Origin of the sequence: Streptomyces sp. cg40 (assembly GCF_050320165.1) — a bacterium.
Taxonomy (GTDB): Bacteria; Actinomycetota; Actinomycetes; order Streptomycetales; family Streptomycetaceae; genus Streptomyces; species Streptomyces hokutonensis.
In genome coordinates, this window is sequence record NZ_CP190128.1 from 10,430,319 (window position 1) to 10,454,838 (window position 24,520).

The window sequence follows — 24,520 nt, forward strand, 5'->3', positions numbered from 1 at the left end:
CGAAGCGAAGCCCTGACCGCATCACCTCGGACGGCGACACCACCTGTGACGTGAGGAGTTCCCCATGCCCGCGCACGCCCCCGGCACGTCCTCAGCAGCACCGGGACACCTGGCCACGCTCCCCGCCCACCTCGCGCACTGGGCCCAACTCGCCCCGGACCGCCCGGCGTTCACCTTCGTCGACCACTCCGCGTCCGGCCTGCGCGCCTCCCACCGCACGCTCACCTGGCGGCGTGTGGAAATACGCACCCGCGCGGTCGCCGCCCGGCTCGCGGACACCGTGGCTCCCGGCGAACGCGTCGCCGTCCTCAGCCCCCAAGGCATCGATTACGCCATCGGTTTTCTCGCCGCGCTGACCGCCGGCACCGTCGCCGTCCCCATGTTCACCCCCGATCTGCCCGGACACGGCGACCGCTTGGCCGGAGTCCTGGACGATGCGCAGCCCTCGGCCGTACTCACCACCAGCGCCGCGGCAGAGACCGTGGGCGCTTTCCTGGACGCGCACGGCCTGCGTCACCGGCTGATCGTCAGCGACTTCGTCCCCGACAACCAGGCCGACGCATGGCAGCCGCCCACTCCGGACGAACGGTCGACCGCCTACCTCCAGTACAGTTCCGGATCCACCCGGTTTCCCACCGGGGTCGAGATCTCCCACGCGAACGTCGTCACCAACGCCCGCCAGGCGCTCACCGCGTACGGCGCCGACGACCTCCGCGTCACCATGGTCGGGTGGCTGCCGCTCTACCACGACATGGGGCTGGTGCTCAGCGTCGCCGCACCTGTCGTGGGCGGACTGCTGTCGGTCCTGATGGACCCGCTGGCCTTCCTCCGACGGCCCGCCCGCTGGCTGCACCTGCTGTCCCAGAACCCGGGCGCCCTCAGCGCCGCGCCGAACTTCGCGTACGACTACTGCGCGGCCGTCGTCACCGACGAGGACAAGGCCGGACTGCGGCTGGACCGGGTCGCCGGACTCATCAACGGCAGCGAACCCGTACGCCCCGAGACCGCCGATCGCTTCGGCGCGGCCTTCGCCGGACAGGGGCTGCCGGCCGACATCCACTGCCCGTCCTACGGTCTCGCCGAAGCCACCGTATTCGTCAGCGCCCACCGGCCCGGACAGCCGCTGCGCCGGTACGCCCTGGACCGGGAGGCCCTGGCGGCCGGCAAGGCCCTGCGCCTCCCGCCCGGTGACCCCGCCGCGGTGCTGCTCGCCGGCTGCGGCGAACCGGTCGGTCAGGCGGTGCGCATCGTCGACCCCGCCACCGCGACCGTTCTGCCCGCGGGAGAGGTGGGCGAGATCTGGGTGCAGGGACCCAACGTCGGGCGCGGCTACCTGGAGCGCGGCCCGCAGACCCGCAAGACCTTCCACGCCCGGCTGGCGCACACTCCCGGCCACTGGCTGCGCACCGGCGACCTCGGCACCGTGCTCGACGGGCAACTCCTGGTCACCGGACGCCTGAAGGACCTGATCATCGTGGACGGACGCAACCACTACCCGCAGGACGTCGAAGGCACCGCACAGGCCGCCCACCCGGCCATACGCCCCGACCGCCTGGCGGCCTTCGCCGTGCCCGCGGGCCACGCACCCGGCGGTACGACGGCCGGGGCCACCATCGCCGCCGAGGGCGCGGTGATCGTCGCGGAGCAGGCCCGTGGGCTGGACGTGTCGGCCCGTGACCTCAAGAAGGTCGCCGCCGCCGTCCGTGCCGCCGTCTCGGCCCGGCACGGCCTGCGCCTGGCCGACCTGGTGCTCGTCCCGCCCGGCACCGTGCCCCGCACCTCCAGCGGCAAGGTCTCCCGCACACTGACCCGCGCCCGCTACCTCGACGGTTCCTACGAGCGCCCCGAGGGGGGCACGGCATGAGCGCCGTCCCGACCGACCTCTCCGACCTGCGGCGTCTGGTCGTCGAACGGATCGCCCACTGGTCCGGGGTGCCCGACGCGGACATCGCCGTGGACCGCCCGCTGGCGGAACTCGGGATGTCCTCCCGCGAGGCGGTCGCGATCGCGGCGGAACTCTCGCACACCCTCGGCCGAGAACTGCCCGCGACCCTGCTGTGGGAGACGACCACCGTCGACCGTCTGGTCACCCTGCTGAGCGAAAGCCCGGAGCCCGGCCCGCAGACCGCGGGCGTCCTCCGGCAGATCGCCGTGGACGACGACGAACCGGTCGCGGTGATCGGCGTCGGCTGCCGCCTCCCCGGCGGGGTGCGCGGCCCCGGCGACTACTGGCGGCTGCTCGTCGAGGGCGCCGACGCGATCGGCCGGGTACCCGAGGGACGCTGGCCGGACTTCACCAGCAGTGTCCCGCCGGACGCCAACCCCTGGGGCGGATACCTCGACGAGGCCACCCTCACCGGGTTCGACTCCGCCTTCTTCCGCATCGCCCCGCGCGAGGCCGACCTGATGGACCCGCAGCAGCGCATGCTGCTGGAGGTCACCCAGGAGGCCCTGGACCACGCGGCAGTCCCCGCCGCCTCGCTTGCGGGAACCGCCACCGGCGTCTTCGTCGGCGTCTCGGCCCACGACTACGGGCACCTCACCGCCGCCGACCCGGCCACCGTCGACCCCTGGGCGACCACCGGAGCCGCCGGTTCGGTCGCGGCGGGCAGGATCAGTTATGTGTACGACCTGCGCGGCCCGAGCATCGCCGTCGACACCGCCTGCTCCTCCTCCCTGGTCGCCGTCCACCAGGCCTGCGCCGCGCTGCGCGGCGGCGAGTGCGACACGGCGCTCGCCGCCGGCGCCAATGTGCTCCTGTCGCCCGCCGTCACCGTCGCGTTCGGCCGCGCCGGTGCCCTCGCGCCCGACGGCCGCTGCAAGCCGTTCTCCCGGTCCGCCGACGGCATCGGTCGCGCCGAGGGCTGCGCCGTCGTGGTCCTCAAGCGGTTCGGCGACGCGCTGCGCGACGGCGACCGGGTCCTCGCCGTCATCACGGCCACCGCCGTCAACTCCGACGGCCGCTCCAACGGCCTGATGGCACCCAGCCCGGCCGCCCAACGCGCCCTCCTGGAAACGGCCTACGCGCGAGCGGGCCTCGATCCGGCGACGGTCGACCACGTCGAGGCGCACGGCACCGGCACGCCACTCGGAGACCCCATCGAGGCGGGCGCCCTGGCCGACGTCCTGGGCCGCGGACGCCACCCTGACCAGCCGTTGCTGCTCGGTTCGGCCAAGAGCAACCTCGGTCACCTGGAAGCCGCCGCCGGCATGGCGGGTCTGGTCAAGACGGTGCTCGCCCTGCACCACGGGATCATCCCCGGCTCGCTGCACTGCGACCGGCCGGCCCTGGACGACGAACGGCTGCGGGTGGTCACCGAACCCGAACCCTGGCCCCGCTACGGCCGCACCGCGACCGCCGGAGTCTCAGCCTTCGGTTTCGGCGGCACCAACGCACACGCCGTACTGGAGGAGTGGCAGCCCGGCCGGCTCGCCGAACGCGCCCTGGTCGCCCACCGGTCCGCCGCGCTGCTCCAGCTCAGCGACGCCGACCCGGCCCGGGTCCGGGACACCGCCGCCGGACTCGCCGACTGGCTCGACACACCCGCAGGGAGCGCCGCCCGGCTCCAGGACATCGGGCGCACCCTCGCCGGCCGCACCGGCCGCGGTCCCGCCCGCGCGGCCGTCGTCGCCCACGACCGCGACGGCCTGACCACCGCACTGCGCACGCTGGCGACCGACCGCCCGCACCCACGCGTCAGCACCGGTCACCGGGACCGACTGGGCCCCGGCCCGGTCTGGGTCTTCTCCGGCTACGGCACCCAGTGGGCCGCCATGGGCCGTCAACTCCTCGGCACCGAGCCCGCGTTCGCCGCCGCCGTGGAGAAGCTGGAGCCCGTGCTCGCGGCCGGCTGCGGAATCTCCCTGTACGAACTCCTCGACGCCTGCCCGGAGGAGGCCCTGCGCCGGGTAGAGACCGCCCAACCCCTCCTCTACGGCACCCAGTTGGCGCTCGCCGAGCTCTGGCGCTCCTACGGCGTCGAACCCGCCGCCGTCATCGGGCACTCGATGGGTGAGGTCGCGGCGGCCGTCGTGGCCGGGGCACTCGATCCCGCCGACGGCGCCCGCGTCATCGCCCTGCGGTCCCGGCTGCTCGCCACACTGCGCGGCGGGTCGATGGCCGTCGTGGACCTGACCGACGACGAACTCGGCGCCCTGGAGCGGGAGTTCCCCGGCGTGCACCTGGCCGTGGACACCTCGCCCACGCAGAAGACCGTCACCGGTGAGGCCGCCGCCGTCGCGCGCCTCGTCGACCATCTCACCGGACAGGGCCGCACGGTCCGCACCATGCCCGTCCGCGGTGCCGGGCACTCGCCCCAGGTCGACCCGCTGCTGCCCGAACTGACCGCCGGTCTCGGCGGGATCGGAGGAGGTACCGGCGCCACCGTCCGTGTCTACTCTACCGTTCACGACGACCCCACCCGACCCTGCGTCTTCGACGCCGGGCACTGGGCGGAGAACCTGCGCCGCCCCGTCCGCCTCGCCGGTGCGCTGGCCGCCGCCGCGGCCGACGGGCACACCGCCTTCATCGAGATCTCCCCGCACCCCGTGCTCCTGCACGCCCTCACCGAGACCCTGCCCGACGCCCTCCACCTGCCCACCCTCCGCAGAGGCAACGACCCCGCCCTCACCTTCCGCCTCCAACTCGCCGCCCTGCACACCGCAGGCCACCCCCTCCCGGCCCGACTCCTCCATCCGCACGGCGAGGTCATCGACGTCCCCCTGCCGGCCTGGCGCCACACCCGCCACTGGTGGACGGGCGAGCAGCCCCCGTCGGACGGCGGGCGCGGACTCCCCGAACTGCCCGCCGCACCAGCCCCGTTGGCCGTCGAAGGCACCGTCACCGAGCGGCTCGTCCGCCATATCGCCGCCGTCGCAGGCCACCTGCCGGAGCGGATCACCCCCGACACCCCGCTCACCGACCTGGGCCTCGACTCGCTCATGGCCGTCCGCCTGCGGGCGGCCGTGGAGCGGGAGTTCGGCGCCGCGCCGTCGACACACGACCTGATGCGGGCCGACACCGTCCGGGCCGCCGCCGACGCGATCACCCGCGCCGCGCTCGACGATCCGCCGGCACACCGGCCCCCGCCCGCCGCGATCGTCTCCGTCCGGGCCGGCCGACGCGTGCCGTACCCCCTGCGCGCGCTATGGCCCGCCGGGGACCGACCGCCGTTGATACTGGCCCACGCGGCCGGCGGCACCCCGGACGTCTACCGGCCGCTCGCCGCGCTGCTGGCCCCGCAGGTACCGGTGTACGGGCTCGACCGCGCCGAGGAGGCGGACAGCGTCACCGCGAAGGCGAGACTGTGCGCCGAGGCGATCCGCAAGGCGTGGCCCGAGGGCCGCTATGTCGTCGGCGGATGGTCGTTCGGCGGGTTCGTGGCCCAGGAGACCGCCCGGCTGCTGGCCGCCGAGTACGCGCCACCCGCCGCGGTGGTGCTCATCGACGCCGTACGTCCGCTGCCCCGACCGCCCGGACGGACTGCATGGGACGTGGCGCGGGAGCACTTCGAAGGATTCGCCGCGTACGTGTCCCGCACCTACGACGTACAACTGGACCTGCCCTACACGGAGTTGGCCGGTCTCGACGACCGGGGGCGGATCGACCTGGTACTGGAGACGCTGAGTTCCGTCGCCGACGTCCCGCCCGCCGCGCTCCGTCACCAGCGCGCCTCCTACCTGGACCTGCGGACCGGTGAGGCCCACACCCCGCGTCCCTACGACGGCAGGGTGATCCTCTACCGCGCCACCGAGCCCGCGCCGCACACTGTGCGGGACCGGGCATATGAGCGTACGGACGACGCCCTCGGCTGGGACGAACTCTGCCCGGACCTGGAGGTCGTACGCATCCCGGGACACCATCTGTCGCTGCTCGACCCGCCGCACGCGCAGGCCATCGCCGACCACCTGAACCGGGTGCTCGGCTGAACACCCCGCTCCCCGACATCGCCTCACAAGGAGCCGCCCGCCATGTCCGACCGTCCGTCCGTTCCCCGCCCAGGCCTGTCCCGTCGCACCCTCACCAAGGCAGCGGCACTCGGTCTCGCGGGTGTGCTCACCGGCGCCGGGAGAGCCTCGGCCGCCGACGTCACCGTCACCCAACTGGGGTCCCGCACCTACGACTTGAGCGTCCCCTCCGCCGCGCTGGGCCGCACCGCGCCGGTACGGATCATCCTGCCCAGCTCGTACGCCGCCCGGCCCGACCGCACCTGGCCGGTGCTGTATCTCCTGCACGGTGCGCACGACGACTACACCTCGTGGACCCGCGAGACCGACATCGAGACGTTCACCGCGAACCGGGACCTGATCGTCGCCATGCCGGACGGCGGACCCACCGGCATCCCCACCCGCTGGAAGACCGGCGCCGACTACGAGACCTTCCAGCTCCAGGAGGTCCCGGCGGTCCTGCGCTCCGGCTATCGGGCCTCCACCGTGCAGGCGGTCGCGGGCGTCTCGACCGGCGGATACGGGGCGATGGCACACGCCGCCCGGCACCCGGGCACCTTCGTCGCCGCGGCGTCGTACAGCGGAATCCCCGACACCACCGAGACGACGATGCCCACGATCATCGAGGCGATCGTCGGACGGGAGAGCCTCAACCCCCTGTCGCTGTGGGGCGAACCGACACTCGACGCCGCCACCTGGCAGGACTTCAACCCGCTCACCCACGCGAGCGCCCTGCGCGGCACCGCGCTCTACATCTCCGTCGGCAGCGGCAGCCTCAACGGCGGCCTCGCCGCCCTCATCGCGCTCGCGCAGGTCATCGGCGGCGGCATCGGCGCTCTGCTGCCCGGAGTCCTGGAGAGTCTGGTGGCACCCTCCACACAGACCTTCGTCACCGCGCTCGGGCAACTGGGCATACCGGCCACCCAGCACCTCTATCAGGGTGGTGGGCACCAATGGAGCGACTGGAAAAGGGAGTTCACCACCTCGTGGCCGGTTGTCGCCGAAGCTCTCGGCCTGCCGGTCTGACCGGCGGGGGTTTGTCGCGCGCGAACAACATCCAAGCTGCGCCTTGTAACCCGAGGACAGGCCGGGATCGGCCGAAGGGGGATATCGTCGTCGGCTGAACCGCCTTGACCGAGCGGTAGGAGCAGACCACATGGATCCATTAGCCGTCGTCCCCCAGCGACTGGCGGACTTTCTGCGCCCCCATCTCGACGACATCGCCGCGGAGGTGGCACGCGAGGTACAGCTGGAGGTACCCGAATACGCACGGCCCGCCGACGACGCCTACGTGCGGACCGTCAGGGCAGGCGTCACCCAGGCACTGACCCTCTTCGTGGACCGCATCGCCGACAGCGGCCGCAGCGGTGAGCACGTCGTGCGCACCTATCAGGAGATCGGACGCGGCGAAGCCGGTGAAGGCCGCGGCCTCGAAGTGCTCCAGGCCGCGCTCCGGCTCGGCGGGCGGGCCGCCTGGCGGCGCATGATGAAAGCCGCCGACGAACTCGGCCTGGACCCGGGCGAGGTGGCCGCTCTGGCGGACGCGGGCTTCACCCACATGCACGAGATCATGCAGGCGGCGACCGAAGGCCACACCGAGGTCCGGCTGCGCAGTGCGGGCGAGCTGCAACGGCACCGCAAGCGCCTGCTGGACGCCCTGTTCGCCGACCCGCCGACCTCTGCCGAGAGTGTGCGGGAACTCGCCCGCGCGGCGCGCTGGACCGTGCCGTCGCGGGTCGCCGTCATCGCGGTGGACGGGAGCGAGCAGGAGGGCGAGGAGCCTCTGCTGCCCGCCGGAGTGCTGGCCGACATGACCGCCCGCCCGGCCCGCCTGGTCATCCCCGATCCGGACGCGCCCGGCGCCCCACGCGGACGCGCCCTCGCCCCCGCGCTCCGGGGGCGGCCGGCCGCCGTGGGACTCACCGTCCCCCTCGCACAGATCGCGGACTCGCTGCGCTGGGCGGCCAGAGCCCTGTCGCTCGTGCGGCGCGGTGTGCTGCCGGCGGAGGGCGTGACCCGGTGCGCGGATCACCTCTCGACCCTGATGCTCTACGCGGACGAGCCGCTGGTCCGGGCGTTGTCGCACCGGGCCCTCGCGCCGCTGGAAGGAATTCCGGCGCCACAGCGCGACCGGCTGGCGGAGACGCTGCTGGCATGGCTCCAGAGCGAGAGCAGCGTCAACAGCACCGCCCTGCGCCTGCACATCCATCCGCAGACCGTGCGGTACCGGATGCGTCAGCTGGAGAAACTGTTCGGCGAGAGCCTCCAGGACTCGCAGACCCGCTTCGAACTCGAAGCCGCGCTACGGGCCAACGCGGTCCCGGGCCCGGCCCACGAACCGTCCCGGCCGGTGCCGGAGTCGGTGCGCCCTTCGGTCTTCCCCCTGCGGTCGACGGGCGGCTGAACCCACGACACGGCCCCGACCGGGGCCGGTGCACGGGACTTCCCGCCGCCCTCGGATCAGGCCTCCGGGGGCAGGCAGGCGGTGAGGAGAGGATCCGCGGCGGGCGCCGGGTCGGCGAGGCAGGCGGTGGCGCCTTCCGGCCCGAGGAAGGGGGCCAGAACGGAGAAGGTCAGGCCGGACAGCAGGCCGGGCAGCTCGGCGGTCCGGCCGGCGGCGATCCGCCGGTAGATCGCGGAATACACTCCACCGACCACGGTGTCGACCAACTCGTCGGCGGGGACGGGCAGTTCCCTCGCGGGCAGGTCGGTGAAGAAGTCCCGGAAGCGGGCCAGCAGTGCCTCGCGCGCCTCCCGGCCGGCGGGCCCCACCGCGTCGATCTCCACGATGGCCATGACCGCGAACGCGGGCGCCTCGGCGAGTATGCCGAGCAGCGCGCCGAGCCCGGCACGGACGGCGCGCGGCCAGTCCGGGGCCTTGGCATGGGCTTCCTCCATGGCGTCGACGACCATGGTCGTGCCGTACCGGTGGGCGGCGAGGAAGGCATCCTCCTTGCCCTTGAAGAGCTCGTAGAACACCGGCCTGGTCACCCCCGCCGCCTGGCAGATGTCGCTGACCCGGGTGTGGGCGTAGCCCACCTGCGCGACCGTGCGGACGAAGCCGTCGAGCAGCCGGTCGCGCTGGTTGGCGGCGACCGCCTCGGGCGAGTCGCGGCGTGGTCCTCGTCGCAGCGAACGGTCCGGGTCGCGTCCCGTGCGTGTACCGGGCAGCACCAGTGCAGGTGTCGCCGAGGGGCCTGTTGCCATTCCGCGTCCCTCCTGAGGAACGTGCGCGCACTGCCTTGACTTGAATACCCGTCAGGTTTACAACTCTCACAGGTTTTCATTTGTGCGGGCTCCGGCCGGAGCCCGCAGAAGCCGACAGTGTCACGCACCCGCAAGGCCTCCAACAAGTGTGCTCGCGCCCCCGACGTCAGGTCAGGGACGCGCACCGGTCCGGTCGTTCCCGCGCAGGGAACCACCCCGCGCGGATCGCCCCCTCACCCCGAGCCGGGGTCCGGCGACCCGCCCCCGCCACCCGCACCCGTACCAGAGGACCCAGCATGCGTAGAAGTTTCGTCTCCGCCCTGGCCGCCACCGCCGCCGCGGCGGCCGTGGCCTTCCTCCCCGCCACCGTCGCCTCGGCGGACGACGCCGTGCTCACCTACGGCAGCGCCGGCGGCAACGCCGTGTCCGTCGGGGACGTGCTCACCTCCTCGCTGGCGAGCGGCACCAAGGCCACCCTCGCCACCAGCAGCAACGGCACCTCCGGGATCACCTGCACCGGCTCGACGCTCTCCGCCACGGTGACGGACAACCCCGCCGCCCCGGGCACCGCCACCGAGTCCGCGACCGCCCAGACCTTCAGCGGCTGCACCAGCAACGTCTTCGGCGTCACCGGGGTACGGAGCATCACCGTCAACGCCCTGCCCTACACCACCTCCGCCGCCTCCGACGGCACCGTCACGGTGACCCCGCCTTCGGGGGGCGCGATCCAGACCACGGTCGTCCTCTCCACCCTGCTGGGCTCCGTCACCTGCGTCTACCAGGCGCCGAGTCTCTCCGCGGTGAGCTCCAACGGCGACACCAGCCTGACCTTCACCAACCAGCAGTTCACCAAGGTCTCCGGCTCCCTGCTGTGCACCAACAACGGCTACTTCTCGGCGAGTTACGCCCCCGTGGTCGACAGCAGCGTCAGCGGCACCCCCGCCGTCTATACCAACTGACCGTCCGTCCGAGGGGACTCCACATGAAACCGTTCCCGCCCCGGGCGCTCATGGCGATCTTCGCCGTCCTCGCCTCGATGGCCCTCGCCTTCGCCGCCCCCGCCCAGGCCGCCCCCGGCAACCCCTACCAGCGGGGCCCGGCCCCGACATGGGCGAGCATCGCCGCTGAGACGGGCCCGTTCACCGTCGCCCAGGTCACCGTGCCGTCCGGCAGCGGCGCGGGGTTCAACGACGGCACCATCTACTTCCCCGTCGACACCAGCCAGGGCACCTTCGGCTCCGTCGTCATCATGCCGGGCTTCGTCGCCCCGCAGGCGGAGATCGCCTGGTACGGGCCCCGGCTGGCCTCCCAGGGCTTCGTCGTGATGACCCTGGACAGCAACGCGCTGTGGGACTTCCCGACCGACCGCAGCAATCAACAACTCGCCGCGCTCAACTATCTGACGACCCAGAGTGTGGTGAAGAACGAGATCGATCCCAGGCGGTCGGCCGTGATGGGCTGGTCGATGGGCGGCGGCGGCACGCTGGAGAGCGCCGCGAACACGCCCTCGCTCAAGGCAGCCATCGCCCTGGCGCCCTGGGACGTCACCAACCCCGCCGGCCAGATCACGGTACCCACCATGATCTTCGGCGCCGACAATGACAACGTCGCCCCCGTCTCGACCTTCGCCCTGCCCGCCTACAACGCGCTGACGAATGCTCACGACAAGGCGTTCGTCGAGCTCAAGAACGCCGACCACTTCACCTTCGCCAGTCCCAACACGACCGTGGCCGAGTACAGCATCGCCTGGCTCAAACGCTTCGTCGACAACGACACCCGCTACGACCAGTTCCTCTGCCCGACCCCGAACGATCCCAACACCGTCGCCTTCCTGAACACCTGCCCGCTGTAACCCCGCAACGAGAACGCGCCAGGCACGGGCCCTCACCGGCCCGTGCCTGCCGCGATGCCGCACCGGCTCAGCCCTTCCAAGAAGGCCGCCCAAGACCACCCGTGTCCGACCTCCGTCACGCGACGTGATCGTCCGCGGCCTCCGGAAGGGCCGCACGGCGCCACGTACCCTCAGGTGAGGAGGTCTTCCGTGATCGACGAGCTGGACCAGAAGATCATGCAGACGCTGACCCGGGACGGCCGGACGCCGTACACGGCGCTCGCCAGGGATCTGGGGGTGTCGGAGGCCACCGTGCGTCAGCGGGTGTCGCGGCTCCAGGAGAGCGGAGCGCTGCGCATCGTGGCGCTGTGCAATCCGCTCACACTGGGCCATCAGTCCGTACGGCTGATGATCCGGGTGCGCGATCTCACGCCCCGCGCTGTCGCCAAGAGTCTCGCGGACATGGCGATGATCAACCATGTGGCGCTGTGCGCCGGTAGCCAGGACATCTTCCTGGAGGCGACGTGCCGGGACCAGGCGCAGCTGGTGCAGTTGCTGGACAACATCCGGATGCTGCCCGGGGTGTCCAAGGTGCAGGTCCTGCTGTTGCTGGAGCTGTTCAAGGACTACTCGTGGAACGGCCTCACCAGCGCCGTGGGACAGAGCGAGACCGGCGAGTGATCACGGCGGGAGGATCCGCTCGCCCGGCGCCGCGGGCAGTTCCCGGAAGCCGGCCCACAGGTACGTGTCCTTGACGACGTCCAGGACGGTCAGCGCCTCAGCGTGCGCGACCCCGTTCACCCGGCGGACCCGTTCGGTGAGCAGCTCGGACAGATGCGCGAGGTCCCGGCAGCGCACATCGGTGATCAGGTCGTAGGGCCCGACGCAGGAGGCGACATAGCGCACCTCCGGCATCCGGGACAACTCGCGCGCGACCAGTGACACCGGGATGTGGTGGACGCGAACGGCCAGGTGGATCTCCATCTCGCCCAGCTTCACCGCGTCGGTCATGCCCACGACCTGGATGATTCCCCGGCGCTGCAACCGCTGGAAGCGGGAGCGCACGGAGGCCTCCGACAGCCCCACGGAGCGGCCGATCTCGCCGAAGGAGCGCCGGCCGTCGACCCGTAGCTGATCGATGATCTGCCGGTCGAGGTCGTCGATCATGTGCACACCTCCCCGTTCCACGCTCTGTCTCGCTCCATCATCACCCGGCCCCGGCAGCGCATGACATCCGGCCCGTTGCGAGATGAGTGGAACCAGGCACGCAATTCCACTCGATTCGATGCCGTGGCGCCTGTTCACCTCCCGTACTCCTGGCAGAAGCTGTTGCGCAAACAGGACGACCGGGGCACCGCGCCGGCCGTCCGACCGGATCCCAAGGAGGCAGAGCACATGCACGCACCCCCTCCCACGCCGTCGCGGAGGCCGCGGTGACGGACACCGTGACCGCGCCGCCTCCCACCGTGCCCGGGCCCGCGGCCCCCGCGCGGCGGGCCGGCCTGCGGCACAAGGCGGTGACGGCGGCTCTCCTCGCACCGGCCGGCCTCACCGTCTGCGCGCTGGTGCTGGTGCCGCTGGCCCTGGTCGTGCGGAACAGCTTCGCGACCTCCGACCCGTACGGCGGCATCCAGGGGGGCTTCACCCTGGCGAACTACCACGAGCTGCTCGACCCGGTCTATCTGAAGGTGTTCGGCTACAGCCTGGGTATGGCGGCCCTGAACACCGTCGTGTGCCTGGTGCTCGGCTACGTGGTCGCGTACTACCTGGCCGGACGGCCACCGCAGCGGCAAGGGCTGCTGCTCCTGCTGATCATCGTGCCGTTCTGGACCGACTTCCTGGTGCGCACCTTCGCCTGGATCAACCTGCTCAGCCCCGGCGGCCCGGTGAACGCCCTCACCGACGCCCTCGGGCTGACCGACGGGCCGACCCAGTGGATCCCCAGCCAGGGAGCCTCCTTCGTCGGTCTCGTCTACGCCTTCCTGCCGACCGCGATCTTCCCGGTGTACGCCTCCCTGCGCGGCGTCGACCCGGCGCTCGGCGAGGCGGCGCGCGACCTGGGCTGCGGCTGGTGGCGGGTGCACACCAAGGTGCTGCTGCCGCTCGCCCGTCCCGGACTGCTGGCGGCGGCGCTGCTCACCTTCGTACCGACGCTCGGTGTCTTCGTGATCCCGGTGCTGCTCGGCGGCGGCAAGCACCAGCTCGTCGGCAACCTCATCGTCACGCTCTACACCGAGTTCCGTAACCAGCCCATGGGCGCGGCGGCCTCCGTCGTCCTGCTGGCGCTGATGATCGCCTCGCTCGCGGTGTTCGGCACCGCGGCCGGGCGGCTGAGGAGGAAGGCGTCGTGACGTCCCTGCCCGACCGCGCCACCAACTGGCTGGCCCGCGGTGTCATCGTCTTCCTGTATGTGCCGATCGTGGTCGTCGTCGTCCTGTCCTTCAACGACTCCGACGTCACCTACAAATGGGCCGGATTCAGCACCCGCTGGTACGGCGTCCTCGCCAACGACACCGACCTGCTCTCCTCCCTGCGGGTCAGCGCCGAGGTCGGGATGGCCTCCGCGACCCTGGCCACCGCCGGCGGACTGCTCGCCGCCATGGGCATGGCCCGGCTCGGCCGACGGTTCCGGGTGGTGTTCTCCGGCGGTCTGTTCCTGCCGCTGATCATCCCCGAGATCGTCCTCGGCGTGGCCCTCCTGTCCGTCTTCGGCAAGCTGCACGCAGACCTGGGCCTGACCACACTCGTCCTCGGGCATCTCGTGGTGACCCTGCCGTACGCGGCCCTCATCGTCCTCGGTGCGCACGGCGCCCTCGATCCCGCGCTCGACGAGGCCGCCGCCGACCTGGGCTGCAACGCCTGGCAGCGGTTCCGCAGGGTGACCCTGCCCCTGCTCCGGCAGGCGATGGTGGCGGCCTGGCTGCTCTGCTTCACCATCTCCTTCGGCAACATCGTGATGTCGACCTTCACCAGCGGCGTCGGCACCACCACCCTCCCGCTGCGCGTCTACTCCCTGCTCAAGGGCGGGCTCACCCCCGAGATCAACGCACTCGGCACGCTCCTCGTCCTGTTCACGTTCCTGATCATCCTCGGCGCCGGTCTGCGCCAGATGCGCCGCGTCCTCGTCGGCGGCGACCGCACACCCGGCTGACCCCGCACCCCACCCGCTTCCGCACGGCCGTACGCCCACTCTCAGGCACGTCCTCGAAAGGCCCCGTCATGCCTCGTCGTACCCTCTCCAGAACCCTCCTCGCCACCTCCGTCGTCACCAGCACCGCCCTGCTCGCCGCCGCCTGCGGCGGCTCCGGCTCCGACGCCGTCTCCTCCTCCGGCGGCGGCAAGAACCTGAACATCTACGCCTGGGCCGGGGAGATCCCCGACAGCGTGGTGAAGGGCTTCGAGAAGGAGACCGGCATCAAGGTCACCGTCGACACCTTCGACAGCAACGAGACGATGACCGCCAAGCTCAGCACGGGATCCTCCGGCTACGACCTGGTCGAGCCCAGCCAGTACACGGTGCAGCAGCTGATCGGTCAGAAGCTCATCCAGCCCCTGGACCACGCGCAGCTCAAGGGCCTGAGCAACCTCGCCGCGAAGTTCCGCGACCCGTCGTACGACAAGGGCAACAAGTACAGCGTCCCGTGGATCTGGGGGACGACGGGCTTCGCCTACAACGACAAGTGCGTGAAGTCGGCGACCAGTTGGAAGACGCTCTTCGACGCGAAGTACAAGGGCAAGCTGTACATGCTCGACAACATGCTGGCCGCCTACATCGCCGGCCTCCAGGTGACCGGTCACCGCGCCACCAGCACCGACAAGGACCAGATCGCCGAGGCGACGTCGGCCCTGGAGAAGCAGAAGAAGATCCTCGCCGGCTACAACTCGACCAACTACGCGCAACTGCTCGCCAGCGGCCAGGCGTGCGCGGCCGAGGCCTGGAGCGGTACCGCGATGGCCAAGGTCGTGCAGTCCGACTCCCACGTCCACTACGTGATCCCGTCGGAGGGCGGCTCCGTGTGGACCGACGGCCTCGCGATTCCCAAGGGTGCCAAGAACACCACCTCCGCCTACAAGTTCATCAACTACCTGCTGCGTCCCGAGGTCGCCGCGAAGGCCACCGACGACGGCTCCTCGGCCAGCGTCAACCAGGCGGCCCGCGCCTACATCAAGGACAAGGCGGCCCTGAACAACCCCGCGATCTACGCGCCCGACTCGGCCATCTCGAAGGCGGACTTCCTCCTCGACCCGGGCACCGCGATGCAGTACTTCCAGCAGGGCTGGACCAAGGTGAAGGCGTCCTGACCATGACCGTCGTCTCCCCACCCCAGACCGACGTACCGGCCGTGAGACTGACCGGGATCGGCAAGTCGTTCGGCGCCACGCACGCCGTCCGGGACGTCACCCTCGACATCCGGGACAACGAGTTCTTCTCCATCCTGGGCCCGTCCGGCTGCGGCAAGACCACCCTGATGCGCATGATCACCGGCTTCGAGGAGCCCACCGAGGGCGCCATCGAACTCGGCGGTATCCCGGCAGGCGGCGTCCCGCCGCACAAGCGGGACCTCAACATGCTCTTCCAGAGCTACGCCCTCTTCCCGCACCTCAACGTCCACGACAACGTCGCCTTCGAACTGAAGGTGCGCAAGACCCACTCCAAGCAGGCGAGGGCCGAAGCGGTCCGTGATGCTCTCGCCCTGGTCCGCCTGGAGGGCTACGGCGACCGGGCCGTCTCCCAGCTCTCCGGCGGCCAGCGTCAGCGCGTCGCCATCGCCCGCGCGCTGATCGGCCGGCCCTCCCTGCTCCTGCTCGACGAACCGCTCGGCGCGCTCGACAAGAAGCTGCGGGCCGAGATGCAGCTGGAGCTGAAGAAGATCCAGCGCGAGGTCGGGGTCACCTTCGTCACGGTCACCCACGACCAGGAGGAGGCCCTGACGATGTCCGACCGCATCGCGGTCATGCACAACGGACGGGTCGTCCAGGTCGGCACCCCGGAGGACATCTACGAGCGGCCGGCCACGCGCTTCGTCGCCGAGTTCATCGGCACCTCCAACTTCCTGACCGGAAAGGCGGACGGCACCGTCCTGACGGTGGACGGCCTGGGCACCGTGCCGCTCCCGGCCGGGGCCTTCACCGGCGAGGCCCATCTCGCGGTACGCCCCGAACACGTCCACATCAGCGCCGGGGACTCCACGCCCCCGGCCGGACGGGCGGTCCTGCCCGCCACCCTCCAGCAGGTCGTCTACCTCGGCAGCGCCACCCGCTACCACCTCGCCCTCGCCGACGGCGGCACCTTCGTCGCGGAGAGCCACGGCGCCGCCCCCGCCGGACTCACCGCCGGCGGACCGGTGCTGGCCCACTGGGACCCGCAGGCGTCCCGGCTCCTGGCCGATTGACCACAACGCGCCTCACCGGAGGCCCACTTCGCACCCGGACGCCCGCAACCCACCCCCACAGCAAGGAGATACGGCCTTGAAGGTCGCCGTAGCCCAGTTCGCCCCGACCGCCGACCCAGGCGGCAACCTCGCCACCATCGAGGAGATGGTCGGCGAGGCCGTGACGGCGGGCGCCGAACTCGTCGTCTTTCCGGAGGAGTCGATGATCCCGGCCGAGGCCGCCGCGCAGCCCCTGCGGGAGGTCGCGGAGAAGCACTGGCCCGTCTTCGTCGAAGGACTGTCCCGCATCGCGACCGCGCACGGCACCGCGGTGATCGCCGGCGGCTACGAGGGCAGCGGCGCCGCCCTCCCGTACAACACCATCGCGGCCGTCTCCGCCGACGGTGAACTCCTCGGCCGCTACCGCAAGATGCATCTCTACGACGCCTTCGACTACCGCGAGTCCCGCGAGGTCCAGCGTGGTGACGACGGCCCCTGCGTCGTACGCATCGGCGAGTTCAACGTCGGGCTCGTCAACTGCTACGACATCCGCTTCCCCGAGTTCACCCGCTCCCTGGTGGAGATGGGCGCCGACCTCCTGTCGGTGTCGGCGGCCTGGGTGCGCGGCCCGCTGAAGGAGGACCACTGGACGACGCTGCTGCGCAGCAGGGCGATCGAGAACACCTGCTGGGTGGTGGCCGCCTCGCTCACCACGCCCGACTGCATCGGGATGAGCATGGCCGTCGACCCGCTGGGTATCGTCCGCGGCGCGCTCGGCGAGGAGGAACGCGCCCTGTTCGTGATCGACGCCGACAAGCACCGCATCGACCGCGCCCGCACCGTCCTGCCGGTACTCCGCAACCGCCGCATCATCATCGGACCGAGGTGACCACCAGCATGCCGATCGACCTTCGCCCCCTGAGCGAACTCCCGCTGCTCGACACCCAGTTGGCGGCCCGCCTCGCCCAGGTCGACTTCCCCACGCTCGGCCACTACCTGGAGGAGGGCTTCTGCGACACGGGGCTGCGACGGGTGGCCGGTGCGGGCAGGCTCATCGGCCGGGCGGTGACCGTACGCATCACCCCCACTGACTCCACCCTGCTGCACCACACCGCGGGCCTGGTCGGCCCCGGCGACGTCGTGGTCGTCGACTGCGGCGGGGACCGCCGCCACGCCCCCCTCGGCGAGGTCGTCGTCAACGCCCTCGCCGCACGCGGGGCGGCCGGCGCCGTCGTGGACGGCGTCTGCACGGACATCGACGCACTGCGCGAACTCGGGCTGCCCATCTACGCGTACGGCACCTCGCTGCTGACCACCAAACTGCACGGCATCCCCGACGGCAGCCTGAACGCGCCCATCAGTTGTGGTGGCGTCCCCGTCGGACCGGGCGACCTCGTCCTGGGCGACGCCAACGGGCTCCTGATCGCCCCCGCCGCACGCATCGCCGCCGTACTCGACGAGGCGCTCCTCGACGACGAGGAGGAACCCGCGCTCGTGGCCGATCTCTACACCGGACAGCCGCTCGGCGAACTCACCGGGGCCTCGGCGACGGTGGCGAAGCTGCTCGCCGCGTCCGCGACGTCGTAGCCGACGGCCACTCGACTTCAACTCCCGTACTCGACAAGGAAGTTCCCGTGTTTCTCAAGGCAGCCGTCAACGGCGGACTCACCAAGACCGAACACCCCTCGGTCCCCGTCACCCCGCGGGAACTCGCCGCGGACACCGCCGCGGTGATCGCCGCCGGCGCGGACGTCGTCCACCTTCATGTCCGTACCCCGGACGGAGGGCAGACCATCGAGCCCGGTGCCCTGGCCGAGGTGTTGCGCGAGGTCCGTTCCACGGCGCCCGGCGCGATCGTCGGCACCACCACGGGACTGTGGACCTGCTCGGGCCCCGAGGAACGGTACGCACTGGTCAAGGCGTGGGAGGTACTGCCCGACTTCGCCTCCGTCGCTTTCAGCGAGGAGGGTGCCGCCGAGACGGCGTCCCTCGTCGTCGCCCGCGGCATGGACCTGGAGAGCGCGGTGTGGAGCCTCGACGACATCCCCGCGCTGCTCGCCTCTCCGACGCTCCACGACAACGTACGCATCCTCATCGAGCCCATGGACCCCAAACCGGCCGCGGCTGTGAACCACGCCCGGGCGATGGCCGTCCGTATTCGTCAGGCCGGGGTGACCTGCCCTCTCCTCTACCACGGCGAGGGAGCCACGACCTGGCCCGTGCTGCGCGCGGCCCTGGAGGACGGTCACCAGACACGCATCGGGTTCGAGGACGGCATGCATCTTCCCGACGGCGCCCTGGCGTCGGACAACAGCACCCTTGTCCGCGCCGCGCGCGCCATGGCGGGCTGACGACCGGCGGGCCGGACGCCAGTCGGCGTTGCCGGTTGGCGAGAAGACAGAGCTACGCTCTGGTCCGAATCCTTGGTGTGGCTACGCGAAGACGGACGGACGATGGCACCGCGCAGGAACGGGTGGGCAACTGGGCGTGTTCCGGGGGCGGATGCCGATGTGGTCCGTGCCTGGCGGGCCGCGCGGCCGCACGATCTCGGCTCTCTGCGGCGGCTCGCCGACACTCTGCGCCGGGCCGGGGAGATGGACTGCCGGTCGGTGCAGGGGTGGATCGACCGGATGGGCGGTGAGCCGTACCACGGGGTCTCGCACCGGACCGGCGAGCGCGCCTGGCCGGTGGAGCCCGAGCGGTTGCTCACGGACGACGTGTCCGAGCCGGTACGACGGCTCGCCGCTCTGGGACTGCCTGCCGTGCCCGCGCTCGTGGACGGTCTTCGGACAGCGGCCCGGGTGCGGAACGGGAAGTCGGCTCTTCGCACGATGGCCCACAGTGTCGATGCGCTGGCCCGGATCCGCCCGGTGCCGACCTGCGCGATCCCCGCCGTACTGGAGTCCTTGGCCGCGGCGAGTCCCAAGGTGAGGGCGCATGTCCTCTTCGAACTGGCGGGCCCCCTGCGGCCCCGCGCGACGCCGCTCGCGATCCGCGCACTGACCGACTGTCTGGACGTGGGCCAGGAGGACCGAGTCCGGATCACCGCTGCCCAGGCGCTGTCGCGGCTGGAGGGCGACCTGCCCGGGCAGGCCCGGGACGCGGCCCTCGCCGGGCTGACCGACCCGCAGCGATGGGTGCGACACTTCTGTCTGATGACGCTCGCCCGGTTGCGCGGGCCCGACGACGTCGTGCGGGCGGCACTGTGCGCGCTCTTCCGCCGCGACGAGGCGCACCGGCCGGAGGTTGTGCGGGCACTGCTGGGCTTCGACGAGGGCAAGGCGCTGGACCTCCTGGCGGACGAGTTGCGGCGGCGGGCACCGGGCGAGGAGGGGCGGGAGCGGTACGGCCGTTGCCTGCGCCTGCTGGAGGAACTGGGAAGCCGGGCCCTGCCGATCGTGTCGGCCGTCCGGCACCGCGGACCGGTGGAGTCCGCGTGCGTCGGGGAGGTGTTCCGCGGCGAGTTGCGTGGCCACGCCCGGCCCCGCGAATCGCCCGTCACGGATCCGACGGCCGACCGTCTGTTGCTGCTGGCCGGTCCCTGGCCCGCCGTGGATTCCCGAACGGCACTCCTGGCCTGGGTGGACAGTATGAGCGGAGAAGGACACGAGGTGGCCGCGAGGGTGGCGCTCGCGGCCGTGCGCCGTGTGGCGTACCTGTACGACATGGCCGAGGACGTGCGGAACAGGGTCGAGGAGGTGGAACGGTGGGTTGTCGCGCGTGGCCGAAGTCGAGAAGACGTACCTGCCCAACTCGCCTCGTTCGGCGGTCCGTTGGTCGATGTCTCGGCGGTCTCTCCGGACTTTCCCGCCCGTCCGGGCATCGATCCGCATGGGACGGCTCAGCGGGAGCACACACTGTGGGCCGCAGAAGCCATGGTCCGTGCCGTCGAGTCGCCCGGCGGGTCCTTGAAGCATGTCGGCAGGGCGGTGGAGTACGCCTGTCTGGCCCTGGCCGAGAGTATGGGCCCCGTCTTCCGCCCGATCACCGGTGAAGCGCCGTGGTACGAGCCCGACGCGGTGGAACGGATTCGGCAGGCGATCGTCGGCGAGGTGCTGCCCTGGGCCGTGGAGAGTTGGGACCCCGTGGTCGATGTCCGTTCCCTCGGGCCGGGTTGACCAACAGGCAAGGCCGCAGGCGCCCGCGGTCAGGGCGCCGGAGTGAGTGTGCCGCCGCCCGCCAGTGCGTAGGTTCGGCCGGCGAGGTAGGCGTTGGGTGCGAGGGAGGCGTCGTAGGTGATGGCGTCCGCACTCGTGATGCCGTGCGCCTCGCTGCCTCTCACCCGCAATCCGGTGACAGAGGTCAGGGCGGAGTCGCCGGGGGAGGACCACGTGGCACCGTGGGACAGGGCGAGTGCGGCTCCGGTGATGGTGCCGTGCAGCCGTGTGCCGGAGGCGTTGAGGGTCACGGTCGCGCCGCCGGACACCGTTGCCAACTGGTTCGTGGCGGAGAGGAGCCCGGCGCCGTCGGACACGTCGATGACCGTGGTGCCGCCGGAGAAGTCGAATACCGGGCCGCCCTGTGCGGTGATCGAACCGCCCCGCACGGTCAGTGTGTTGTCGGCGGTGCCCATGGCGAAGCCCTGCACCCCGTCCAGGGCGCCGGTGAGATCGCTGTGGTCGGCCAGTACCGTCGTGGTCGTGCCTGCCATGACCACGGCGTTGTCCGCCCTCGCGACTCCACGGACTCGATAGGCCTTGATCGTCCCGGTTGCGTAGAGGACGGTCGAGTACTTGCCGCTGACCTCCAGCCGCCCGCCGTGCACCTCGATCGTGCCGTCACCCTGATCGGTCGCCACCGCCGAGCCGTGGCACGCGGTGGATACCATGTCGACGTCCCGCAGTACAGCGTTGCCGTCGTGGCTGACAAGGACGGGATGCGCGAACTGCCCGGACACGTCCAGCCTCCCGCCGGTCATGGTGATGGAGCCGTCGTAGTCGGCGTGCAGGGCGTTCGCGCCGGAGCCGGTGGTGGTGATGCCGCCGCCGCGGATGCCGATGCTGCTCCCGGTCCCGGTGGCGCGTACGGCGGCGTTCAGACCGTAGAAGCTGCTGTCGTCCGCCGACTCGGTGTTTCCGCCGGTGACCACCGTTGGGCGCAGCAGACGCAGCGCGCCGGCGTTCTTCACCAGGACGGCGGTCTCATTGGTGTCGTCGGCGGTGAAGAGCCGGTCGGAGAACGCCGCCCTGCCGCCGTCCAGGGTGAATGCGGAGGTACTGGTGATCGTGCCGGAGCCGCCGCCCGGTCCGGGTGTGCTGCACGCGGTGGGATCCACGATGTCGGCGAAGGCCGGCGGCGCTCCCCACAAGGCCCTGGAGGCGATCAGTCCGGTCAGCACCGGCAGTACGGCGAGCCGGTGCCTGCGGATCTTGTGGAAAGCGGTGGGACGCATGTCGTCTCCCGGTGAAGAGGCCCACGGAGCAAGGAAGTTGCCGTGGACACTAGAGCGCGCTCGACTCCGCTGCCCATCGCTGCGCCGATGGTGGTTAACCATGGAAGACATCGCCTCGGAGCATGCCTTCTGAACCGGGGGGACGGCTGTGGCGAGTTGCGGTGGCTCAATCGGCCTGGACCGGTCGGTGGACGGTCACCGGCTCCGAGGGTCGTCCGGCTCCGGGCTCATGGAGATCCTCGACCGGCGCGACCGTGTCGTCCCGGTCGGGCACGAAGGCGGACTCGCCGTTGAGTGCCTGTTCGGCCCGCGTGAGGTCCAGCGCGCCTTCCCAGCGGGAAACGGCGAAGGCGGCGACGCAGTTGCCGAGGAGGTTGGTGGCCACGCGCATCGAGTCCATGATGCGGTCCACGCCCAGGAGGAGGGCGACGGCGCCTGCCGGGATGACGCCGAGCGCGGAGGCGGTCGCCGACAGTGCGAGGAACGCCGAACCCGGCACGCCCGCCATGCCCTTGCTGGTGAGCATGAGCATCAGGACGACGGTCACCTGCTGGCCGAGGGTGAGGTCGACGCCGACCGCCTGGGCGATGAAGAGGGTCGCGACGGAGAGGTAGATGGAGGCGCCGTCGAGGTTGAAGGAGTAGCCGGTGGGCAGGACGAGGCCCACGGCGTCGTCGCGGCAGCCGGCGTGGCGCAGTTTCTGCATCATGCGGGGCATGACGGTCTCGCTGGAGGCGGTGCCGAGGGCGAGGAGCATCTCCTCGCGGGTGTAGCGGATGAACTTCCACAGGCTCAGGCCGGTGAACGCCTTCAGTGCGATGGCGAGCAGCAGGAGGAAGAGCGCGGCCACGCCGTAGCTGACGGCGATGAGCTTGCCGTAGGTCGACATGACGCCCAGGCCGTACTGGCCGACGAGGTGTGCGGTGGCGCCGAAGACCGCGAGGGGGGCGAGTTTCATGACGAAGCCGACGATGGCGAAGACGATCTCCTGGACCTGGTTGACGGCCGGCAGGATCGCGGGGACCTTCGTGTGTCCCAGGTGGAGCAGGGCCGCGCCCACCAGGCAGGCCAGGACCAGGACTTGGAGGAGCGAGTTCTCGGCGAAGGCACCGACCGCGCTGTCGGGCAGGGCGTGCAGCAGGAACTCGCTGGTCGACGGCAGCGCCGCGCCGCCGGTCTTCGCGTCGACCGCGCTGGTGTCGAGGGTGGCGGGGTCGATGTGCATGCCCGCGCCGGGCTGGACGAGGTTGCCGGCGAGGAGGCCGAGGAGCAGGGCGAACGTGGTGGCCACCTCGAACCAGATCAGCGCCTTGATGCCGATGCGGCCGAAGGCCCGTAGGTTCCCGGCCTTCGCTATGCCGGTGACCGCGACGCAGAACACCAGCGGCGCGATGACGGCCTTGATGAGCCGTATGAAGCCGTCGCCCAGCGGCTGGACGGCGGTCCCGAGGTGGGGCCAGAGCCGGCCCACGACGAGGCCGAGCAGCAGTGCGCAGGCGACCTGCGCGAACAGTGAGGTGCGCAGCAGACGCGCGGTGCGGCGTGGCAGGGACGGTGCGGACAACGGCACGAGCTACCTCCGATACTGGTTCCGCCATACGGAATTCATATTCCGCTGATCGGTGGCAACTATGGTTCAAGTGGCGTCCTCGCAGAAGGCCACGAACCGTCACCGCCGAAATATTGGACGTTCGTCCAATGGCCGGTGGCCGTGGCCGTCGGGGCGGTGAGCAGGTCGCAGTCGAACGACACCTTGGTGCCGGTGAGTCGACCGTCGCCGTCGATGCCCTGGACGGTGACGGCGGTGAGCAGGCCCTCGGCCGTGAATGCCAGCGAAGGTTGGGGGCGTTCATGGGTGCCGGTCGCGAGGATCGCCTTGCGGGCCCCTGTGCGCCACAGTCGTCGGCGTGAGATACCGGTGGCGGGCTCGGGCCCGCCGGGTCAGAGGTGGTCGGTGCGCCGCCGGAGGCTGGCACGTAGTTGTCCTACGAGCCGAAGGCCGTGGTGCGTTGGAGTACGACGACCTCGGAGGCGGCACCGAGGGCGGGCTCCGGAGCCGACGGCGGCGAGCCCGGACGGTCCGGCGCCGACGACCGGGATGTCGGTGTCGTGGCGGACATGCCTTCGTACAGTTCGACCGTCGGCGCCGGCAGCATGCCCTCCGAGTACGAACCGCCCTTCTGTAGAAGGGCGTTGGGCTCCTCGATGCCGGCGGAGGCGATGCCGCGCGGGTGGCCGCCGTAGATCGACGGGGCGACCTCGATGATGCTTCAGGCGCCCGACTCGGGCCTTCTCGGAGAGCCTGACGCCACAATCCCGGCTCGTCGCGTCGCGGGAACGGATCGCGGTCAGGCGTCACGTCGGGGGAGCGCGGTGACCGTCCGGGCGTCGGCCGGCAGCGGGCCCGTCAGGGAGGCGCCACCGGGAGACCCGATCACGGCGAAGACGATCGCGTTGGCTTCGGTGAAGTCGGCCCATTCCGCGGGGACGTCGGCCTCGTAGAAGATCGCCTCGACCGGGCAGACCGGTTCGCACGCACCGCAGTCGACGCATTCGTCCGGCTGTATGTAGAGCATCCGCTCGCCCTCGTAGATGCAGTCGGCGGGGCACTCCTCGACGCAGGCCTTGTCCTTCACATCGACGCACGGCTGGGCGATCACATAAGTCATGGTGGTTCCTCAGGTGGTGGTGCGGGCTTCCGGAGGTGACGGTCTCGGCACCGTGGAGCAGCACCTGGAGGTCGTCGTGGCAGGGCCGGTGGACCGCGCGGAA

21 protein-coding genes are annotated in these 24,520 nt (G+C 71.3%); 15 read left to right on the plus strand and 6 right to left on the minus strand.

Annotated features, from left to right (window positions below; translation table 11 throughout):
• Positions 1 to 64: 64 nt before the first annotated feature.
• The 4 genes from ACQHII_RS46950 to ACQHII_RS46965 all read left to right on the plus strand — a co-directional run bounded on the left by ACQHII_RS46950 (position 65) and on the right by ACQHII_RS46965 (position 8,350).
• The gene (locus tag ACQHII_RS46950) at positions 65 to 1,864 is read left to right on the plus strand and encodes a fatty acyl-AMP ligase (protein ID WP_427925056.1); all 1,800 of its coding nucleotides are present in this window, start codon (positions 65 to 67) and stop codon (positions 1,862 to 1,864) included.
• Positions 1,861 to 5,928, plus strand: a complete 4,068-nt coding sequence (locus tag ACQHII_RS46955; protein ID WP_427925057.1) for a beta-ketoacyl synthase N-terminal-like domain-containing protein — start codon at positions 1,861 to 1,863, stop codon at positions 5,926 to 5,928. The genes ACQHII_RS46950 and ACQHII_RS46955 overlap by 4 nt, the downstream gene beginning before the upstream one ends.
• A gap of 42 nt (positions 5,929 to 5,970) precedes the next feature.
• Positions 5,971 to 6,972 (plus strand): alpha/beta hydrolase, encoded by a 1,002-nt coding sequence (locus tag ACQHII_RS46960; protein WP_427925058.1) that lies wholly within the window; start codon positions 5,971 to 5,973, stop codon positions 6,970 to 6,972.
• Between the two features lie 130 nt (positions 6,973 to 7,102).
• Positions 7,103 to 8,350 (plus strand): PucR family transcriptional regulator, encoded by a 1,248-nt coding sequence (locus tag ACQHII_RS46965; RefSeq protein ID WP_427925059.1) that lies wholly within the window; start codon positions 7,103 to 7,105, stop codon positions 8,348 to 8,350.
• 56 nt (positions 8,351 to 8,406) lie between these two features.
• On the opposite strand, the gene ACQHII_RS46970 is transcribed toward ACQHII_RS46965, so the two are convergent.
• Positions 8,407 to 9,153, minus strand: coding sequence for a TetR/AcrR family transcriptional regulator (locus ACQHII_RS46970; protein WP_427925060.1), 747 nt, complete (start codon positions 9,151 to 9,153; stop codon positions 8,407 to 8,409).
• A gap of 296 nt (positions 9,154 to 9,449) precedes the next feature.
• On the opposite strand from ACQHII_RS46970, the gene ACQHII_RS46975 reads away from it, so the two are divergent.
• The 3 genes from ACQHII_RS46975 to ACQHII_RS46985 all read left to right on the plus strand — a co-directional run bounded on the left by ACQHII_RS46975 (position 9,450) and on the right by ACQHII_RS46985 (position 11,665).
• The gene (locus ACQHII_RS46975; RefSeq protein ID WP_427925061.1) at positions 9,450 to 10,112 is read left to right on the plus strand and encodes a Tat pathway signal sequence domain protein; all 663 of its coding nucleotides are present in this window, start codon (positions 9,450 to 9,452) and stop codon (positions 10,110 to 10,112) included.
• Between the two features lie 23 nt (positions 10,113 to 10,135).
• Positions 10,136 to 11,005 (plus strand): dienelactone hydrolase family protein, encoded by an 870-nt coding sequence (locus ACQHII_RS46980; protein WP_427925062.1) that lies wholly within the window; start codon positions 10,136 to 10,138, stop codon positions 11,003 to 11,005.
• Positions 11,006 to 11,194: 189 nt separating this feature from the next.
• Positions 11,195 to 11,665 (plus strand): Lrp/AsnC family transcriptional regulator, encoded by a 471-nt coding sequence (locus ACQHII_RS46985; RefSeq protein WP_401942209.1) that lies wholly within the window; start codon positions 11,195 to 11,197, stop codon positions 11,663 to 11,665.
• Here the strand turns inward: ACQHII_RS46985 and ACQHII_RS46990 are convergent, their stop codons facing one another.
• Positions 11,666 to 12,151, minus strand: a complete 486-nt coding sequence (locus ACQHII_RS46990) for an Lrp/AsnC family transcriptional regulator (RefSeq protein ID WP_401942207.1) — start codon at positions 12,149 to 12,151, stop codon at positions 11,666 to 11,668. It abuts the gene before it with no gap.
• 266 nt (positions 12,152 to 12,417) lie between these two features.
• On the opposite strand from ACQHII_RS46990, the gene ACQHII_RS46995 reads away from it, so the two are divergent.
• From ACQHII_RS46995 to ACQHII_RS47030, 8 genes are all read left to right on the plus strand, one after another.
• The gene (locus ACQHII_RS46995) at positions 12,418 to 13,335 is read left to right on the plus strand and encodes an ABC transporter permease (protein WP_427925063.1); all 918 of its coding nucleotides are present in this window, start codon (positions 12,418 to 12,420) and stop codon (positions 13,333 to 13,335) included.
• Entirely contained in the window at positions 13,332 to 14,135 is an 804-nt protein-coding gene (locus tag ACQHII_RS47000) for an ABC transporter permease (RefSeq protein ID WP_427925064.1), read from the plus strand. Before ACQHII_RS46995 ends, ACQHII_RS47000 begins: the two co-directional genes overlap by 4 nt.
• A 68-nt stretch (positions 14,136 to 14,203) precedes the next feature.
• A complete protein-coding gene (locus ACQHII_RS47005; protein WP_427925065.1) occupies positions 14,204 to 15,286 on the plus strand; it encodes an ABC transporter substrate-binding protein in 1,083 nt (360 codons plus the stop codon).
• Between the two features lie 2 nt (positions 15,287 to 15,288).
• Positions 15,289 to 16,377, plus strand: a complete 1,089-nt coding sequence (locus ACQHII_RS47010; RefSeq protein WP_427925066.1) for an ABC transporter ATP-binding protein — start codon at positions 15,289 to 15,291, stop codon at positions 16,375 to 16,377.
• 76 nt (positions 16,378 to 16,453) lie between these two features.
• Positions 16,454 to 17,245: a carbon-nitrogen hydrolase family protein gene (locus tag ACQHII_RS47015; RefSeq protein ID WP_427925067.1), complete on the plus strand. Its 792-nt coding sequence runs from the start codon at positions 16,454 to 16,456 to the stop codon at positions 17,243 to 17,245.
• 8 nt (positions 17,246 to 17,253) lie between these two features.
• The gene (locus ACQHII_RS47020) at positions 17,254 to 17,943 is read left to right on the plus strand and encodes an RraA family protein (protein WP_427925068.1); all 690 of its coding nucleotides are present in this window, start codon (positions 17,254 to 17,256) and stop codon (positions 17,941 to 17,943) included.
• A 47-nt stretch (positions 17,944 to 17,990) separates the two neighbouring features.
• Entirely contained in the window at positions 17,991 to 18,707 is a 717-nt protein-coding gene (locus tag ACQHII_RS47025) for a 3-keto-5-aminohexanoate cleavage protein (RefSeq protein WP_427925069.1), read from the plus strand.
• 159 nt (positions 18,708 to 18,866) lie between these two features.
• Positions 18,867 to 20,474: a HEAT repeat domain-containing protein gene (locus ACQHII_RS47030; protein WP_427925070.1), complete on the plus strand. Its 1,608-nt coding sequence runs from the start codon at positions 18,867 to 18,869 to the stop codon at positions 20,472 to 20,474.
• 29 nt (positions 20,475 to 20,503) lie between these two features.
• On the opposite strand, the gene ACQHII_RS47035 is transcribed toward ACQHII_RS47030, so the two are convergent.
• The 4 genes from ACQHII_RS47035 to fdxA form a co-directional block, all read right to left on the minus strand.
• Positions 20,504 to 21,748 (minus strand): hypothetical protein, encoded by a 1,245-nt coding sequence (locus ACQHII_RS47035; protein ID WP_427925071.1) that lies wholly within the window; start codon positions 21,746 to 21,748, stop codon positions 20,504 to 20,506.
• Between the two features lie 166 nt (positions 21,749 to 21,914).
• On the minus strand, positions 21,915 to 23,318 hold the full coding sequence (locus ACQHII_RS47040) for a cation:dicarboxylate symporter family transporter (RefSeq protein ID WP_427925072.1): 1,404 nt from the start codon (positions 23,316 to 23,318) through the stop codon (positions 21,915 to 21,917).
• A gap of 415 nt (positions 23,319 to 23,733) precedes the next feature.
• Complete coding sequence (locus tag ACQHII_RS47045; protein WP_427925073.1) at positions 23,734 to 23,868, minus strand: hypothetical protein; 135 nt, start codon at positions 23,866 to 23,868, stop codon at positions 23,734 to 23,736.
• A 228-nt stretch (positions 23,869 to 24,096) separates the two neighbouring features.
• A complete protein-coding gene (gene fdxA / locus ACQHII_RS47050) occupies positions 24,097 to 24,417 on the minus strand; it encodes a ferredoxin (protein ID WP_427925074.1) in 321 nt (106 codons plus the stop codon).
• Positions 24,418 to 24,520 lie beyond the last annotated feature (103 nt).

Excerpts from the sequence above, each read along its gene's own strand:
- ACQHII_RS46990 (WP_401942207.1), bottom strand. The coding sequence starts at position 12,151 with ATGATCGACGACCTCGACCGGCAGATCATCGATCAGCTACGGGTCGAC.
- ACQHII_RS47010 (WP_427925066.1), top strand. The coding sequence starts at position 15,289 with ATGACCGTCGTCTCCCCACCCCAGACCGACGTACCGGCCGTGAGACTG.
- ACQHII_RS47005 (WP_427925065.1), top strand. The coding sequence starts at position 14,204 with ATGCCTCGTCGTACCCTCTCCAGAACCCTCCTCGCCACCTCCGTCGTC.
- ACQHII_RS46955 (WP_427925057.1), top strand. The coding sequence starts at position 1,861 with ATGAGCGCCGTCCCGACCGACCTCTCCGACCTGCGGCGTCTGGTCGTC.
- ACQHII_RS47035 (WP_427925071.1), bottom strand. The coding sequence starts at position 21,748 with ATGCGTCCCACCGCTTTCCACAAGATCCGCAGGCACCGGCTCGCCGTA.
- ACQHII_RS46980 (WP_427925062.1), top strand. The coding sequence starts at position 10,136 with ATGAAACCGTTCCCGCCCCGGGCGCTCATGGCGATCTTCGCCGTCCTC.
- ACQHII_RS46960 (WP_427925058.1), top strand. The coding sequence starts at position 5,971 with ATGTCCGACCGTCCGTCCGTTCCCCGCCCAGGCCTGTCCCGTCGCACC.
- ACQHII_RS46965 (WP_427925059.1), top strand. The coding sequence starts at position 7,103 with ATGGATCCATTAGCCGTCGTCCCCCAGCGACTGGCGGACTTTCTGCGC.
- ACQHII_RS46970 (WP_427925060.1), bottom strand. The coding sequence starts at position 9,153 with ATGGCAACAGGCCCCTCGGCGACACCTGCACTGGTGCTGCCCGGTACA.
- ACQHII_RS46975 (WP_427925061.1), top strand. The coding sequence starts at position 9,450 with ATGCGTAGAAGTTTCGTCTCCGCCCTGGCCGCCACCGCCGCCGCGGCG.
- ACQHII_RS47020 (WP_427925068.1), top strand. The coding sequence starts at position 17,254 with ATGCCGATCGACCTTCGCCCCCTGAGCGAACTCCCGCTGCTCGACACC.
- ACQHII_RS47045 (WP_427925073.1), bottom strand. The coding sequence starts at position 23,868 with ATGTCCGCCACGACACCGACATCCCGGTCGTCGGCGCCGGACCGTCCG.
- fdxA (WP_427925074.1), bottom strand. The coding sequence starts at position 24,417 with ATGACTTATGTGATCGCCCAGCCGTGCGTCGATGTGAAGGACAAGGCC.
- ACQHII_RS46950 (WP_427925056.1), top strand. The coding sequence starts at position 65 with ATGCCCGCGCACGCCCCCGGCACGTCCTCAGCAGCACCGGGACACCTG.